The following is a 15,356-nucleotide window of genomic DNA, read 5'->3' on the forward strand; positions in this document are numbered from 1 at the left end:
GCCGCCGAGGAGGCCGGTGGCGGGTCGGCCGGCAGCGCCGTGCGGGGCTCGTCGCCGCAGCCCGCGACGACGGCCATGAGGACGGCCGCCGTCAGGGCGGGGACGAGGGCGGGCGGGGCGGGACTCGGGCGTACCTGCATGACGGGCCAACCTACCCAACCCGGGCCCGGAGGCGGCGCGAACCCCCGCCGACAGGCCCGGCCGTCAGTCCGGTGTGCCGAGTTCGACGCAGCAGGCGCCCTCGCGGGGGCGCAGGGCGGCGTCGACGGCGGCGGCGCCGAGGCCGTCGAGGAACGCGGCCAGGAACGCGTGGTTGATCGCGCACACCAGGTCGGGATCTTCGGCGGCCAGCGGGTGGAACGGGCAGTTGCGCAGCCGCACGAGCGTCGGGGTGACGCGCTCCGGCTCGAAGCCGTGGCCTTCGAGGGTCTGCCCGGCGCAGGTCAGCGCCCGTTCGGCACCGAGCCGCCCGGGTTTGAGCCGGTCGCGTTCGGCCTCGCCGAGGGCGCGGCCGCGCAGGCCGGCGACGCGGAGCGCGGCGTCGCGGCCGGACTCCCCGGGGGCCTGGGCCCGTACGGCCTCCAGGAGGATGGCGGCGAGCAGGCCGTGCTCGCGCTGCGGGATGCTGACCCGCACGTCGAGGCCGGCGGGCTCGTAGACCTTGGGGGCGCGGCCGACGCGGCGGGCGCCCGGCGGCTGCGCGTAGCGGGCGGTGAGCAGGCCGACGTCGACGAGCTTGTCGAGGTGGAAGGCGGCGAGCTTGCGGGAGATGCCGACGCTGGCGGCGGCCTCGTCGCGGGTCACGGGCGCGGCGGCGCGGCGGATGAAGTCGTACATGCGGCGGCGCAGGTCGTCGCCGAGCGCCGCGACGGCGTCAAGCGCGGGTTGGCTCACATTCCGAGAATAACACCCATTCGGGTACGTCGAATCTCCTGCTATTGACGGCTGAGGCGAGTTTCACTAAAACTCATTGGTGAAATAGGAGGTGGGCCATGTCCAGTCCGCTGTTGCGGGCCAAGCGTCCTTCTACGCCGCTCGCGGGGCCGTACGGGCATCCGCTGCATCCGATGCTGGTGACCGTGCCGATCGGCGCCTGGGTGGCGAGCCTGGTCTTCGACCTGGCGTCGCTCGTGGTGGGTGACGCGGGGTTCCTGGCGAAGGGGGCGCTCTGGCTGATCGCGATCGGCGTGATCGGCGCGGTGGCGGCGGCCGCGTTCGGGTTCCTCGACTTCCTGGGCATCGAGCCCGGCACGGCGGCGTTCCGCACGGCGGTGGCGCACCTGGGGCTCAACCTGGCCGTCACCGCCCTGTTCGGGGCGGCGTGGGCGTGGCGCGCCCCGGGCGGGCCGGTGGGCGCGGGTCAGCTCGCCCTGTCGGCGGCCGGGCTGGCCGTGCTGGCGGTGTCGGGGGCCCTGGGCGGCAGGCTCGCCTACCGGTACGGCGTCCGGGTGGCCGACGAGGCCACGCAGGCCGGCGGCTTCCAGCGATCGTGAGGAGAAGGAGTACACCATGGGCACCACAGCGCTCGTCACCTGGATCGTCACCGCGCTCGGCGGGTTGTTCATGCTGGGCGTCTGGCTCTCGCGCCGCCGCGACGGCGCGTCCGGCCGGTTCCCGGTGCCGGTCGTCTCGGGGCACTTCCTGCTCGCCGCGGCCGGTCTGGTCGTCTGGATCGCGTACCTGGTGACCGGCGCCCCGGCGCTGGCCTGGGCGGCGCTGGTCATCCTGGTCCCGGTCGCGCTGCTGGGCTTCGTCCTGCTGGCCCGCTGGATCCCGGCGCGCCGCACCGCCGCGCCCGAGGCGGGCATCCCGGTCGCCGTGGTCGTGGGGCACGGCCTGCTCGCGGTCGCCACGCTGGTGCTCGTCCTGCTCACCGCCGTGGCCTCGGCCGGGGGATGATGCGGTCCATGGAGATCTGGATCAACCCCGCGTGCTCCAAGTGCCGTTCCGCGCTGTCGGTCCTGGACGCGGAGCGGGCCGCGTACACCGTGCGCCGCTACCTGGACGACCCGCCGACGGAGAGCGAGATCCGCCAGGTGCTGTTCAGGCTGGGCCTGGAGCCGTGGGACATCACCCGAACCGAAGAGCCCAGGGCGGCGGAGCTCGGCATGGACCGCTGGCCGCGCGACGCCGGCGGCCGCGACCGCTGGGTCGCGGCGCTGGCCGCCAACCCGATCCTCATCCAGCGGCCGATCATCACGGCCGAGGACGGGCCGACGGTGATCGCGCGCACCGAGGAGGCGGTGCGGTCCGTGCTGGGGTGAGGCCCGCGAGGAGCCTCACCCCATGGACGGTCTAGTACGAGAACGCCTGGAACTCGGCGGCCCGTACCTGGTCGCGCTGCGGGCTGGCCGTGGCGCAGTCCGTCGCGGAGTTGGGATCGGCGTCCTGCTCGCCGGCGTAGAGCGGGTTGCCGGTGCACTGGGTGGTGAGCGTGCGGAGCATCAGGTGGGTCGCCGACGTGGTGGGCACCCGGAACGACTCGATGAGCAGGTCGGCGCCCCGGGGACGCGGCAGCGAGGTCTGGAACGCGTCCGCGTCACTGGTGTAGATCTTCTTGAAACTGGCCGGGTCCGCGCAGTCCTGCTGGCAGGCGAGCACCTCGAAGGAGCGCAGCGCGGAGAACCGGTTCTGGCCGCCCGGGTCGGCCGGGTCGCCGACGTTGGGCCTGAGCATCGCGCTCACCTGGACGCGGCGGATCTTGACGGGGTCGTCGCCCGCCAGGTCCACGGTGACCGACTTGCCCGCCGGCGCGCCGGTGAGCGAGGCCCAGTTCGTCGCCTCGGTGTCGTCGATCAGCCTGGCCTGGTTGACGCCGTCGCCGGTGGCGGCCGCGCCGGCGGTCGCCGAGGCGTGGTTGCGGGTCAGCGGCAGCGGGAGCGGGAGCGTCACGCCGCCGATCACGACGAACTTCAGCCGCCTGTGCCCGAACCCGTCGCCGGCCACCACGAAGTCGTAGACGCCGGGCGTCATCTTGACGGTGTCGCCCAGGTCCGTGGCCGGGTCGGTGTCGGCGACGGGGACCGCGCGGGCCTCGTAGTCGCCGACGTAGAGCCGCAGCGCCGCGTCCTTCGCCTCGCCGAGCGGCTTGAGCCGCAGGGAGCCGTTCTTGCCTTCGGGGTCGACGAAGCTGGGGACCGGGTCGGGGTCGTTGGAGCCGTTGCTGGCCGCGCCCTCGCCCAGGCCGTGCTCGGCGAACGCGCGCCACATGATGTCCTGGTTCTTGCCGCCGAACCGGATGGCGTCGGCGGCGAGCAGGGCGTCGCGGTGGTCGACGTAGCTGACCGCGCCGGAGGCCATGAGCAGCAGCGCGTCGAACGACACCTGCGCCCAGCGCCGGTTGCCCGGGCACCGCTCGACCGGGGTGCGGCCGTCGGCGCACGCCTGCTGCTGCCTGGCGGTGCCCTTGCCGTACCGCTTGACGAACGCGGCGCGCACGTCGTACTGGGTCGCCGTCCAGATCTCGCCGTCGGCGTGCACCTGCTGGCCGACGATGTCGTAGGCGATGTCGCTGTAGTTGAGCGGCGACCTGGACATGTCGTAGTTGCGGATGCCGCGCGTGGCGTCGCCGGTGACGTACCCGCCGGTGACGTACGGGGTGTCGCCGCGCGGGCGGAACCCGTACTCGAACAGGTACTCCATCGCGATCAGGTCGGAGGTGCTCTCGTTCATGGCGCCGGCCTGGGCGCCGCTCCAGCCGGCGTTCGGGCCGCCGATCATGCGGCCGGAGATCGCGTGGCTGTATTCGTGCCCGATGACCGACATGTCGTAGTCGCCGTCCACGCAGGGCGCGTAGAAGGCGCCGGCGATCGGCTGCCACAGGTACATGTTGGTGATCGGCGCGACCCCGTCGGGGCCGGTGATCTGGTTGGCGTTGTCGCGCACGCTCAGGACGCGGGCGCCGGCCTGGGCGTTGCCCTGCTCGAGGTCGTCGCCGAGGCCGCCCCGGTCGCCGTTGTCGTCCTGCATGTTCCACGCGCCCTCGGTGAAGCCGAGCCGGTAGGACCAGTCGTGCATGCGGTTGTGCATGGCGTGCAGGTTGGCGATCGACGCCTCGAGGTCGTTCTCGCCCGGCTGGTCGAACACGGCCGGGTCGCACTTGGCCTCGTACCAGGTGTTGCGCCACGGGTAGACGTAGTCGCGGCTGGGCGTGGCCACGTTGGACCGGGTGCCGACGGTGAACGGGTCGCCGCTGGCCCGGTTCTCGAAGGTGTGGGCCGCGTTGCCCTTGCTGGTGTTCGTGGGCGTGCCGGTGGCGTGGTCGACGTCCCACGCCTTGCCGGTGGCCGGGTCGCCGCCGACGACGTAATCGCAGCCGGGGCCGGCCGCGTGGCACCAGATGTCGCGCGTGTCGGCCGAGGAGTAGTCGGCGGGCGGGTTGGCCGGGAAGGCCGCCCACTGCGGGTTGTCCGGGTCGAAGTGGTGGTCGACCAGGTTCTCCCTGACGAGGATGGCGCCGCTGACGGCGTCCACGTGCGTGGTGTAGGCGGCGGCTTCCTCCTGGCCGCCGCCGATCAGGACGACCTGGTAGGCGCTGTGCACGCCGTCGGCCGCCGGGACGGCCACCGCGGTGACCTGCTTGGTGGTGGCCGAGGCCAGGTCGATGCCGCCGTCCCTGGCGGCGATCTCCAGCGCCTGCTGCTCGCTGATCGCCGCGGCGGGCGGCGCCGCCGTGTCGCGTGACAGCGACGAGGTGACGTGCCGGACCTTCCCGTCCGCCACGCCGACGGCCACCAGGCCGTCGACCCCGGCGGGCAGGTCGCCGAAGCGCTGCCGCAGCAGCACGGCGTGGCCTTCCCCGATGGGGTTGACCGCGACCCGTTCCAGCGCGTCGACGGACGCGCCGGACAGCCCGAAGAGCGTCTCGTTGGCCTTCAGGTACGCGCGCGCGGCCTGTTCGGGATCCGCGCCGAGTCCTTCGGCGAGCGGCTCCGCGGCGGTCACGACGGCCGGGGTGCCGAGCGCGTTCCAGCGGACCTGCCCCGCCGGCGCGCTGCGGGCCACCCCGGCGGGCGGCGGGACCGTGCCCCGCCTGTTGTCCAGGTCGGGCTTGCCGTGGTTCTCGCCTTGGAAATCATGGACCTCGACGGCCTGCCCGCCGGGCTCGCCTTGCGCGGCACCGGCCAGGGGCAGGGCCGAGGCCGTGAGGGCGACGACCAGAAATGTGCTGCGTAACCAGGGTCTAGCTGACACCGTTGTCCTCCTGCACGCCGTGGGGACGCGTATGACACGCGCCTTCGCAAGAGGTAACACCGGTTCTATTGCGTGACAAGATCTTGTAAAGGCCGAGATATCGGCGTATAGGGGGACCGTCAGCGGCCGGGGCGGCGGCCCGCACCGGTCGTCCCCGCGTCCGGTGTCACCCCCAGGGCCAGCAGCGCGGCGTCGTCGTCGAGCCCCTCTCCCAGCTCGTCCAGCAGCGCGGCCATCGCGCCGATGACGCCGCCGGGCGTCGCCGGCGCGAGGTGCCCGGCGAAGGTGAGCAGGGCCTGGTCCCCGTAACGGCCCTCGTCGTCCGAATGCCCGTCTGTGCCCCCGTCTGTGCTTTCGTGGGTGCGCGCCTCGATCAGCCCGTCGGTGTAGAGCAGCAGCGTGTCGCCGGGCCGCAGCTCGGCGACCACCGTGACCGAGGGCGCCTCGGGCAGCAGGCCGATGAGCACGCCGCCGGTCGTCGGCAGGTAGTCAGCCCCGCCCCCGGCACGCAGCATGACCGGCGGAGGGTGACCGCCGCTGGCGAACGTGACCGCGAACCCGTCACCGGCCCGCGTGAGCACACCCGTGATGATCGTGCAGTAGTGGGTTTCCTCACCGGCCTGGCCCTCGTACATCGCGGTGTTGAGGATGGCCAGCAGGCTGGCGGGATCGGAGTCGTGCAGGGCGGCGGCCCGCAGCGTGTAGCGGGCCAGGGAGGCGACGGCCGCGGCGCCGGGCCCGTGACCGCTCACGTCGCCGAGGAAGAACCCCCAGCGCCCGTCCCCCAGCGGATAGAGGTCGTAGAAGTCGCCGCCCAGGTCGTCGGGCGAGGCCGTGTGGTAGTGAGCGGCGACCGCCAGCCCCGGCACGTCCGGCAGCGCGGGCGGCAGCAAGCTGCGCCGGAGCGTGGCGAGCACCTCCTGCAGCCGCCGGCGCTCCTGCTGGGCGTCCTCGCGCGCCCGGTCGGCGGCGGCGCGGGCGGCCTCGGCCGCTTCGCGTGCGCGCAGCAGCTCGATCTCGTACGCGCGCCGGTCGCCCGCGTCGAAGACGGTGCTGCGGATCAGCAACGGCCGGCCGTCGGCGCCGGCCCTGACCTTGGAGGTCACCAGGACCGGCAGCCGCGCCCCGGCGGCGGTCCTGAGCTCCAGGGCGATGCCGCCGATCTCGCCCTGCATGCGCAGCAGCGGGGCGAAATGGGTCTCGTGGTAGAGCTTGCCGCCGACGGTGAGCAGGTCGGCGAAGCGCATCCGGCCCACGACCTCGTCGCGGGCGCGGCCGAGCCAGGTCAGCAGCGTTCGGTTGATCTTGACGATCCGGCCGTCCATCAGCGTGGACACATAGCCGCAGGGGGCGTTCTCGTACAGGTCCGCGGGGTTGTCCTCCAGCAGCGCCGCGAACTCCGGCTCGTCCCGGTGGTCCCCCGCCCTCACACCGCCTCACACGCCTTCACGGGCGAAGGCGGCGATGGCGCCGGCGGTGGCCTCCGGGGCGCTGAGCTGCGGGCAGTGGCCGGTGGCCGCCAGCGTGACGAGCCGGCTGCCCGGGATCGCGTGATGCACGTACGCGCCCACCTCGCGCGGGGCGATCATGTCCTCGGCGCACTCCAGGATCAGCGTCGGCACCCGGACGGTGGCCAGGTCGGCGCGGCTGTCGGCGAGGAACGTGGTGCGCGCGAACACCCGGGCGATGTTCGGGTCGGTCCGGCAGAAGCTGTTGGTCAGCTCCTCCCCCAGCTCCGGCCGGTCCGGGTTGCCCATGATCAGCGGCGCCATGGTGGCCGACCAGCCCAGGTAGTTGGCCTCCAGGGAGGCGAGCAGCTCGTCGATGTCCTGTTCGCTGAACCCGCCCCGGTAGCCCTCGTCGTCGATGTAGCGGGGCGAGGGGACGAGCAGCACCAGGCCGGCGAACCGGCCGGGCTCGCGGGCCGCGCTCATCACCCCGACCATGGCACTGACCGAGTGGCCCACGAACACCAGGTCGCGCAGGTCGAGATCGCGGCAGATGTCGAGGACGTCGCCGGCGTAGCCGTCGAGGGTGGCATACCGTTCCTCGCGCCAGGCGGACACGTCGGAGCGGCCGGAGCCGACGTAGTCGAACAGCACCACCCGGAACTCCTCGGCGAGGACGGGCGCGACCAGCCGCCACAGGTTCTGGTCGCACCCGAAACCGTGGGCGAGCATGACCGCCCGCCCGCCTTCCGGCCCGATGACCCGGACATTGTTCCGGCTCCGCACATCCATACAGGAATTATCGCATCTGCGCATGTCAGAGCCGTGGAGCGGCGGCGGCCGAAGCCTCGCTGCGGCTGGTCAGCGAGGCTTCGTCATGCCGTCACCCGTACGCCTTCACCTCCAGCAGGCCGACGGAGTAGCTGCCGCTGCCGGTGAGCAGCACGCGCAGCCGCGTGGTGCTCGTGGCGGCGAAGGTGACCGAGTTGTACTGGTTCCTGGCCAGGGTGTACGCGCTCGCGCCGGGCACGTCCACGTACGCGCTGCCGTTCCAGTACTGCAGTTTCCACGAAGCGGGCAGGTCGATGCCCTGGTCGTCGTCGAAGAAGTACACCTGGGCCCGGTTGAGGGTGCGGGCGGCGGACCAGGTGAGGTCCACCCACTGCTGGCCGGTCTCGGGCCAGCAGCCCCAGCGCGGGTTGACGGTGTCGTTCGACGACGGCGGGTCGACGCCGTCGTTGACGGCCGCGACGCTCTCCCACGGCGAGGTGTACGACGCGGTCGCGGTCGCGGAGGCGGCCTGGTTGGCGGGCGGCTGGACGCCGCCCCGGTTGTGCACCTTGATCTCGGTGAGCCCGGTCTTCGCCCCGGAGGCGTGGGTGGCCAGCACGCGCATCCGCTGCGCGGTCACGGCCGGGAAGGTGACCAGGTTGTAGTTGGCCCGGGGCGTGGCGGGGGCCTTGACCTGGCCGGGCACGTTCACCCACGACCCGCCGTCCTGGTACTGGATCGTGTACGAGGCCGGCGCCCGGTAGGTGCCGCTCGCCGGGCGGCTGTCCTTGAAGTGGAGCCTGGCCTCGTTGAACGTCCTGGCCGTGCCGAAGTTCAGCTCGTACCAGTCCTGGCCGTTCGGGGAGCCGCCCGCGCCCCAGAACGGCTCGTTGATCGGGTAGCCGTCGACGGCGCCGGGGACGGCGCTGCCCGAGCCGGTGTGCGAGGCCGTCGCGGTGGCGCCGGCGGCGAGGTTGGCCAGGTCGGCGGTCAGGTCGACGCCGGCCTTGGCGAGCAGGTCCACCATGCGGGCGCCGGTGTGCGCCACCTGGGCGGGGGCGCGCAGGCCGGGCACGGCCACGTGGTGGGTGACGGTGCCGCCGGTGCCGCCGGTGGTGACGGCGCCGGTGGCGGGGTCCCAGGTGAAGGGCACCAGGGACGAGACGGTGGCGGCGCGGGTGCCGTTGACGTAGATCGAGTAGCCCTCGGGCACGCCGGGGTAGCGCACGACGCCGTCGGCCGGGTCGTCCCAGACGATGGTCAGGTCGGCGCCCCGGTAGCGCACGTCGTCGACGGCGAAGTGGCTCCAGCCGATGCCGATCGGCGACAGCTCGACCTTGGCGTCGCCGCGCGGCCGCAGCCCGGCGACGTCCTCGATGACGGTCCAGTTGCCGCTGCCGAGGATGTTGTGGTGGATCCAGGAGCGGTAGGTGATGGACGAGCCGTTCCAGTTGGCCCAGAACTCGTTGGCGTCGGGCCAGCGCGTGTCGCCGCCGACGTACTGCGCCCAGGCGTTCCAGTAGAGCAGCTTCTTGTAGTCGGTGGCGGTCATCCACTCGTTGGGGTAGTCGCGCAGCACCTTGGAGTAGAGGCGGAACTGGACGGTGGAGTTGATCGTGGAGAAGTTGTTCGACCCGGGGTTCCCGGCATCGGCCGCGGCGGCCTTGTCGACCTGGTTGGCGGTGTAGAACGGGAAGATCGGGTAGTGCGCCGGGTCGTCGAACAGGCGCAGCGCCTGCCGGTAGGCAGCGGTGTTCGGGATCGCGCCGACGGCGAACGGGTAGTAGTTGTTGATCTCCTTCCAGGGCACCCACTCGTTCGTCGACTTGAGCCGGTGCTCGAACAGCTGCCTGCCCGGGTTCCACAGCACGCCGGTGATCGCGTTCCTGATCTGCGTGGCCAGCGTGTTCATCTCGGCGGCCTTGGCCGTGTTGCCGATCGCCGCGTAGGCCTCGGCGGCGGCCAGCGCGCCGCTGTACTGGTAGGCGGACTCGGCGCGGTCCATCCGGCCGGGCTTCCAGTGGAAGGAGACGGCGTCGGCGTCGTTGCCGGTCAGCGCGCCCCAGTCGTACTCGATGAGCTTGTTGCCGTCGGTGTCGTAGTGCGCGAGCTGGCCCTTGACGTCCTGTTCGGCGTAGCGGGCGAGGTTGGCGGCGATGCCGGGCTGGCCGCCGTGGATCTGGTAGCTGCGCCAGGCCGCCTCGCCGATGTACTGGGTGTAGCTGTTCGACCAGTTCTCCGGGTCACCCGGGTTGTCCATGAAGCGGCCGTTCCTGGAGGTCTGGCCGGTGCTGAGCCAGTTGCCGTAGGCGTAGCTCGGGTCGCGCAGATACTTCAGGTCGTCGATGTGCATCGGCTGGGTGAGCGCGATCGCGTTGTTGTAGCCCAGCACGCCCTCCATCGAGGTGGGGAACTGGAACGTCTGCCCGGGGATGTCGGCGTCGAGGTGGTTGAAGCGCATCAGCCACCAGCGGTAGTAGATGTTCTTCTTGATGCCCGGCTCGGGCACGTCGATGTAGGGCACGTTGTCGGCCCACCACCGGTTGTAGGCGCGCACGTGCGTGGCGAACGCCGTGGCCGCCGGGTAGCCGGCGTAGGCGTCGTACTCGGCGCGCGACTCGGGGATCTCGTTCGTGACGAAGCCCATCACGACCTTGACCGTCGCCGTGGCGCCCGCCGCGACCGTGACGGACCGGTTCAGCGCGCCGCCGGAGGCGGTGAAGTCGTCGCCGGTGAGCCTCGGGTACAGGGTGGTGAGGTTGTTGCGGGCGTTCACCTGCCCGGTCAGCTCGCCGCCGCTGCCGGAGGTGGCGTACGGCGAGGTCACCCGCAGTTGCAGGGTGGTGGAGCCGGACCCGGTGTTGGTGATGGCCAGGTTCGTCACGGCGACGTTGTTGTGGGTGATGAACTTCGTCTGGTTCACCCGCACGGCGCCCGAGGTGTGGGTGCTCGCCCAGTGGCTGGGCGTCTGCCTGCGGGCGCTCACCTGCTCGGTGAACGTGCCGGGGCTGAGCGCGACGGTGTAGGCGGCGGCGTCGCTGATGCTCTCCCAGTACGCCACCTGCCCGGCGAAGCCGAGCGTGCCGGGGGTGTGCGTCTTCATGAACAGGGCCCGGCCGCGTGACATCAGCCACGGCCCGGCCGGGTCGTCGCCGGTGCGGGCGAGCAGCCGGTCCATCCAGAAGTCGGTGCCGGAGCTCTCGGCGTCGTAGATCGCCCGCATCATGCCGCCGGCCCGGTAGGCCACGGGCGGCGCGGGGATCGCCGGGCCGGTGAACGACGGGAAGCCGATGGTCTGGTCGGCGTGCGCGGGCGCGCCCCCGGCGAGGAGGGCGGCGACGAGCAGCAGCGCGGTGAGGACTCGGGTCACGGTAAGGCCCTCCACTCCAGGACGCCGGTCGAGTATCCCGGCCGGGAGGTCATGGTCAGCCGCAGCCGGGTGGTGCTGACCTGCGGGAACGTGACGACGTTGAAGGCGCCGGCGGCCACGCCGCACGGCGACTGCCCGGGGACGTCCACGTACGCGCCACCGTTCCAGTACTGCACGCGGCAGGAGGCGGGCAGGTCGATGCCCAGGTCGTCGTCGAACCAGTAGGCGGCCACGCTGCCGACGCCGCGCGCCGACGGCCACCGATACTCGATCCACTCGGTGCCCTGGCGGTTCCAGTTGCCGTAGGCGCCGTGGCTGTGGTCGGCCGAGTTCGCCGGGGTGTGCCCGTCGTTGATCGCGCCGAGCGTCTCCCAGGGCGAGACGTAGGAGGTGTACGGGGTCGCGCTGAGCGCCAGGTTGGCGTCGTTGCCGCCGGTCTGGACGACCTTGCGCATGGTGCCGTCGGCGTTGAAGTACAGCTTGTCGATGGTCACCGAGCGGCGGAAGTCGCCTCCGCCCGGCGCGGCGGCGTTGTGGTAGACCATGTACCACTGCCCCTTGAACTCGACGATCGCCGGGTGGTTCGTCGTCGAGGAGACCTGGTCCAGCACCACGCCCCGGTGCGTCCACGGCCCGAGCGGATTGCTCGCGGTGGCGTAGCGGACGCACGCGTAGCCGGGCGCCGAGCAGCCGGCGTCGTTGGCCGCGTAGGCCAGGTAGTAGACGCCGTTCCGCTTGAACATCCAGGGCGCCTCCCAGAAGTTCGACACCCCGCTCGGCGTGATCACCGGGCCGTTGAGCGAGGTCATGTCCGGGTTGAGCTTGGCGGCGCGCAGCCCGTAGTAGGAGCCCCAGTAGAGGTAGACCTGGCCGTCGTCGTCGGTGAACACGGTCGGGTCGATGTTGAGCGGCGAGCTGCCGGGGGTGCTGTCGCTGATCAGCGGGCCGCCCTTGGCGTCGGTGAACGGCCCGAGCGGGCTGTCGCCGACGGCCACGCCGATGTTCATCCAGCCGGGGCCGTCGCCGTTGACGGACACGTACCAGTAGTAGCGGCCGTCGGGGCCGCGCTCGACCTCGCTCGCCCAGGCGTCGGCGCTCGCCCAGGGGAACGTGCCGGTCGACAGCCGGGCGCCCCGGTCGGTGAAGGTGGCGGCGTCGCCGGAGGTGAACACGTGCCAGTCGCGCATGACGAAGTTCGTGCCGCCGGGCGGTGCCTCGTCGTGGCCGGTGTAGACGTACAGGGTGTCGCCGACGACGAGGGCTGCCGGGTCGGCGGTGTAGAGGGCGGTGGTGATCGGGGCCCCGGCCGCCGCGGGCGGCGCGGTGGCGAGGATGAGCAGAAGCGCGGCGGCGAGAGCTGCCGGCCATCGTGTCATGTCGGAACTCCTGGTGTTAGCGCTAACATCTCCGGGCCCGTCCAGCTCCTTTCCGAGCACGCTGAATTGAAAGGTTTTCGGGAACGTAGATCGGATCCCAGCCCTTGTCAATGGGCCCCTGTGCTTGCCAGGTCGCCGCACCCGGTTTACGTTCTAGGCCGGGATCACGAAAAGGGTTTCGATGAAGTCACGCCCGGGTCGACTCGCGCAGCACCAGCCCGCACGGCACCGTGCGCACGCCGCCCCTGTGCGGCGCGCCGCCGATCACGTCGAGCAGGTGCGTCGCCGCGACGCGGCCGATCTCGCCGAGGTTCGGGTCGACGGTGGTGAGCGGCGGGCGGCAGCCCAGCGCCATGGGCTCCCAGTTGTCGAAGCCGACGAGCGCCACGTCGCCCGGGATGCGCCGGCCGCGCTCCCTGAGCGTCTCGGCGACGCCCCTGGCGATCTGGTCGCTGCCGCAGAAGACCGCGTCCACGCCGGGCACGGCGCGCAGCAGGATGCCCGCGGCCTGCCGTCCCCACTCCTCCGACCATTCGCCGAACAGCGGCTCCCCCGCCGGCTCCGCCCCGGCCTCGGCGAGCGCGGCGGCCCAGCCCTCGGCGCGCAGCCGGGCCGCCTCGAACCGCCGGGGGCCGGTGATGTGCCCGATCCGCGTCCTGCCCAGGGCCAGCAGGTGCCGCACGGCCAGCACGCTGCCGCCGTGGTCGTCGGGGATGACCGAGAGGTCGGCGGCGTCGGCCGAGCGGGTCATGGCGTAGACGACCGGCACCGGCAGGGCGCCGACGCCGGGCCGCGGCTCGGTGCGGCGGCCGGTGACGATGATGCCCTCGACGCGCCTGGCCAGCAGCCGCTCGATGTAGTGGCGCTCCCTGATGGGATCGTCGCGCCCGTCGCACATGAAGACCGAGATCTGCCCGGCGCCCAGCGCGTCCTCGGCGCCGAGCATGACGGGGATGCTGAAGCGGCCGAAGCTGTCGCTGGTGACCAGCCCGACGGTGAAGGTGCGGCCGGCCAGGAGCTGCCTGGCCAGCGAGTTGGGCCGGAACCCCAGGCGCTCGGCGGCGGCCATCACCCGGCCCCTGGTCTCCTCGCGCAGCTTCCCGCGCCCGTTGAGCGCCTTGGACGCGGTGCCGACCGACACGCCCGCCGCCGCCGCCACGTCGCGGATCGTCACCGGTTTGGGCAAACCGTTTCCTTCATCGCTCACCGGCTCACTCTAAGGCATTGACCAGTGCTGTGTTACATCTTACTGTGCGGTTAGGAAAACCTATTCCCGCTTCCGAGGAGCGCGATGGAACAGGTCTGCGGCCCCGCCGTGCCGACCGCCGAATCGCGGGCCGTGCAGCGGCCCCTGGCCATCCACGATGTCGAGATCACCGGCGGGCCGTTCGGCCTCCGGCAGCGCGTCAACCGCGAGGCGAGCATCCCGCTCGGCCTGGAGCAGATGGAGCGCGCGGGCAGCCTGCCGAACCTGCGGCTGGCCGCCGGCGAGGCGGACGGCACGTTCCGCGGCTACCGCTTCCAGGACTCCGACCTGTACAAGCAGCTCGAAGCGGTCGCCTGGGAGCACGCCCGGCGGCCCGCGCCCGGGTACCGGGAGTTCATCGACCGGGCGGCCGGGGTGCTGGCCAGGGCGCAGCGCCCCGACGGCTACCTGAACTCCCACTATCAGGTGGTCAAACCGGACAGGATTTTCGCCGAGCTGGAGTACAGCCACGAGATGTACTGCGCCGGCCACCTGTTCCAGGCCGCGGTCGCCGCCGCCCGGGCGGGCGCCGGAACCGATCTCCTCGCCGTGGCCCGCCGCTTCGCCGACCACCTGGTGGCCGTGTTCCTGCACGGCGGCCATCCGGGCATCGACGGGCACGCCGAGGTGGAGACCGCGCTGGTGGAGCTCTACCGCCTCACCGGCGAACGCTCCTACCTGGAGCTCGCCACGGCGCTCGTCGAGGGGCGCGGCCGGGGCCGGGTCCGCGACAGCGGCCTCGGCGTCGTCTACTCCCAGGACCACCTGCCCGTACGGGAGGCCACGACGGCCGCCGGGCACGCGGTGCGCCAGCTCTACCTGGAGTCGGGCATCGTCGACGCCTACCTGGAGACCGGCGACGCGTCGCTGCTGGAGTGCTCGGTGCGCCGCTGGGAGGACCTGGCCGCGACCAAGACCCACCTGACCGGCGGCATGGGCAGCCGCCACTCCGGCGAGGCGTTCGGCGACCGCTACGAGCTGCCGCCGGACCGCGCCTACAACGAGAGCTGCGCCGCCATCGCGAGCGTGCACTGGAACTGGCGGCTGCTCCTGGCGACCGGCCACGGCCGCTACGCCGACCTGATCGAGCGCACGCTGCACAACGCTTTCGCCGCCGCCACCTCCGCCGACGGCGTCCGCTTCTTCTACGTCAACCCGCTCCAGCGCCGCGACGACCACGTCGAGGGCGCGTACGCGGGCCGGCGGCGGGAGTGGTTCGCCTGCGCCTGCTGCCCGCCGAACATCATGCGCCTGGTCTCCTCCCTGGGCGGCTACCTCGCCACCGAGGCCGGCGGCGGCCTGGCCGTCCATCAGTACGCGCCGGGCACGATCACGTCGGGACCGGTGACGCTGGAGGTCGAGACCGGTTACCCATGGGACGGCCGGGTCGCCTTCACCGTCCGCCGCGCCCCCGGCGGCCGGTGGCCGCTGGCGCTGCGGGTGCCCGCGTGGAGCGCCGCCACCACGATCACGGTCGCCGGCGAGAGCGCGGCGGCCGAGCCCGACGAGCGCGGCTACGCGGTGCTGGAGCGCGCCTGGCGGCCGGGCGACACGGTCGAGCTGGAACTGGACCTGACGCCCAGGCTCGTCCACCCGCACCGCCGCGCCGACGCGCTCAGAGGTTGTGCCGCGATCGAGCGCGGGCCGCTGGTCTACTGCTTCGAGCAGGCCGACCAGCCCGCCGGGGTGGACGTCGCCGACCTGGCCCTGTCCCCCGGCGCCGAACTGCGCGTGCTGGACAAGGACGACCTGGACGGCGTCGGCCGCACCGTCCTCGTCGAGACCACCGCGTACGCGGTCAGGCAGCCCGCCGGCGGCCTGCCGTACACCGTCGAACCTCCCGAAGCCCTCGCGACCAGCGCCCGCGTGACCGCCACGGCCATCCCCTACCACCAGTGGGACAACCGCGACGGCCGCGCGATGCGGGTCTGGATCCCCCTCGCGTAAGGAAC

General features: G+C 72.4%; 11 protein-coding genes. 4 read left to right on the top strand and 7 right to left on the bottom strand.

All coding sequences use genetic code 11. The annotated features are described in order from the left end of the window. Positions 1-204: 204 nt before the first annotated feature. Entirely contained in the window at positions 205-894 is a 690-nt protein-coding gene (locus ADY59_RS27035; protein WP_049567359.1) for a helix-turn-helix transcriptional regulator, read from the bottom strand. A gap of 98 nt (positions 895-992) precedes the next feature. Here ADY59_RS27035 and ADY59_RS27040 point away from each other — a divergent pair, with 98 nt between their 5' ends. The 3 genes from ADY59_RS27040 to ADY59_RS27050 are packed head-to-tail and all read left to right on the top strand — an operon-like array spanning position 993 to position 2,264. Further along, on the top strand, positions 993-1,493 hold the full coding sequence (locus ADY59_RS27040) for a DUF2231 domain-containing protein (RefSeq protein WP_049567361.1): 501 nt from the start codon (positions 993-995) through the stop codon (positions 1,491-1,493). Positions 1,494-1,509: 16 nt separating this feature from the next. Further along, a complete protein-coding gene (locus tag ADY59_RS27045; protein ID WP_049567364.1) occupies positions 1,510-1,899 on the top strand; it encodes a hypothetical protein in 390 nt (129 codons plus the stop codon). Between the two features lie 8 nt (positions 1,900-1,907). Continuing rightward, positions 1,908-2,264: an ArsC/Spx/MgsR family protein gene (locus ADY59_RS27050; RefSeq protein ID WP_049567365.1), complete on the top strand. Its 357-nt coding sequence runs from the start codon at positions 1,908-1,910 to the stop codon at positions 2,262-2,264. A gap of 31 nt (positions 2,265-2,295) precedes the next feature. Here the strand turns inward: ADY59_RS27050 and ADY59_RS27055 are convergent, their stop codons facing one another. The 6 genes from ADY59_RS27055 to ADY59_RS27080 form a co-directional block, all read right to left on the bottom strand. Beyond that, a complete protein-coding gene (locus tag ADY59_RS27055) occupies positions 2,296-5,193 on the bottom strand; it encodes a M36 family metallopeptidase (protein ID WP_231618909.1) in 2,898 nt (965 codons plus the stop codon). A gap of 119 nt (positions 5,194-5,312) precedes the next feature. Then, complete coding sequence (locus tag ADY59_RS27060; RefSeq protein WP_049567368.1) at positions 5,313-6,623, bottom strand: SpoIIE family protein phosphatase; 1,311 nt, start codon at positions 6,621-6,623, stop codon at positions 5,313-5,315. 6 nt (positions 6,624-6,629) lie between these two features. Then, complete coding sequence (locus ADY59_RS27065; RefSeq protein WP_049567371.1) at positions 6,630-7,433, bottom strand: alpha/beta fold hydrolase; 804 nt, start codon at positions 7,431-7,433, stop codon at positions 6,630-6,632. Between the two features lie 91 nt (positions 7,434-7,524). Further along, a complete protein-coding gene (locus ADY59_RS27070) occupies positions 7,525-10,782 on the bottom strand; it encodes a discoidin domain-containing protein (RefSeq protein WP_049567374.1) in 3,258 nt (1,085 codons plus the stop codon). Beyond that, positions 10,779-12,158 (bottom strand): glycoside hydrolase family 43 protein, encoded by a 1,380-nt coding sequence (locus ADY59_RS27075; protein ID WP_049567375.1) that lies wholly within the window; start codon positions 12,156-12,158, stop codon positions 10,779-10,781. Before ADY59_RS27075 ends, ADY59_RS27070 begins: the two co-directional genes overlap by 4 nt. Positions 12,159-12,345: 187 nt before the next feature. Then, positions 12,346-13,365: a LacI family DNA-binding transcriptional regulator gene (locus ADY59_RS27080; protein WP_049567379.1), complete on the bottom strand. Its 1,020-nt coding sequence runs from the start codon at positions 13,363-13,365 to the stop codon at positions 12,346-12,348. 84 nt (positions 13,366-13,449) lie between these two features. Here ADY59_RS27080 and ADY59_RS27085 point away from each other — a divergent pair, with 84 nt between their 5' ends. Next, positions 13,450-15,351 (top strand): glycoside hydrolase family 127 protein, encoded by a 1,902-nt coding sequence (locus tag ADY59_RS27085; RefSeq protein WP_053175190.1) that lies wholly within the window; start codon positions 13,450-13,452, stop codon positions 15,349-15,351. Positions 15,352-15,356: the final 5 nt, after the last annotated feature.

This window comes from Nonomuraea sp. SBT364, from assembly GCF_001083785.1.
Classification (GTDB): Bacteria; Actinomycetota; Actinomycetes; order Streptosporangiales; family Streptosporangiaceae; genus Nonomuraea.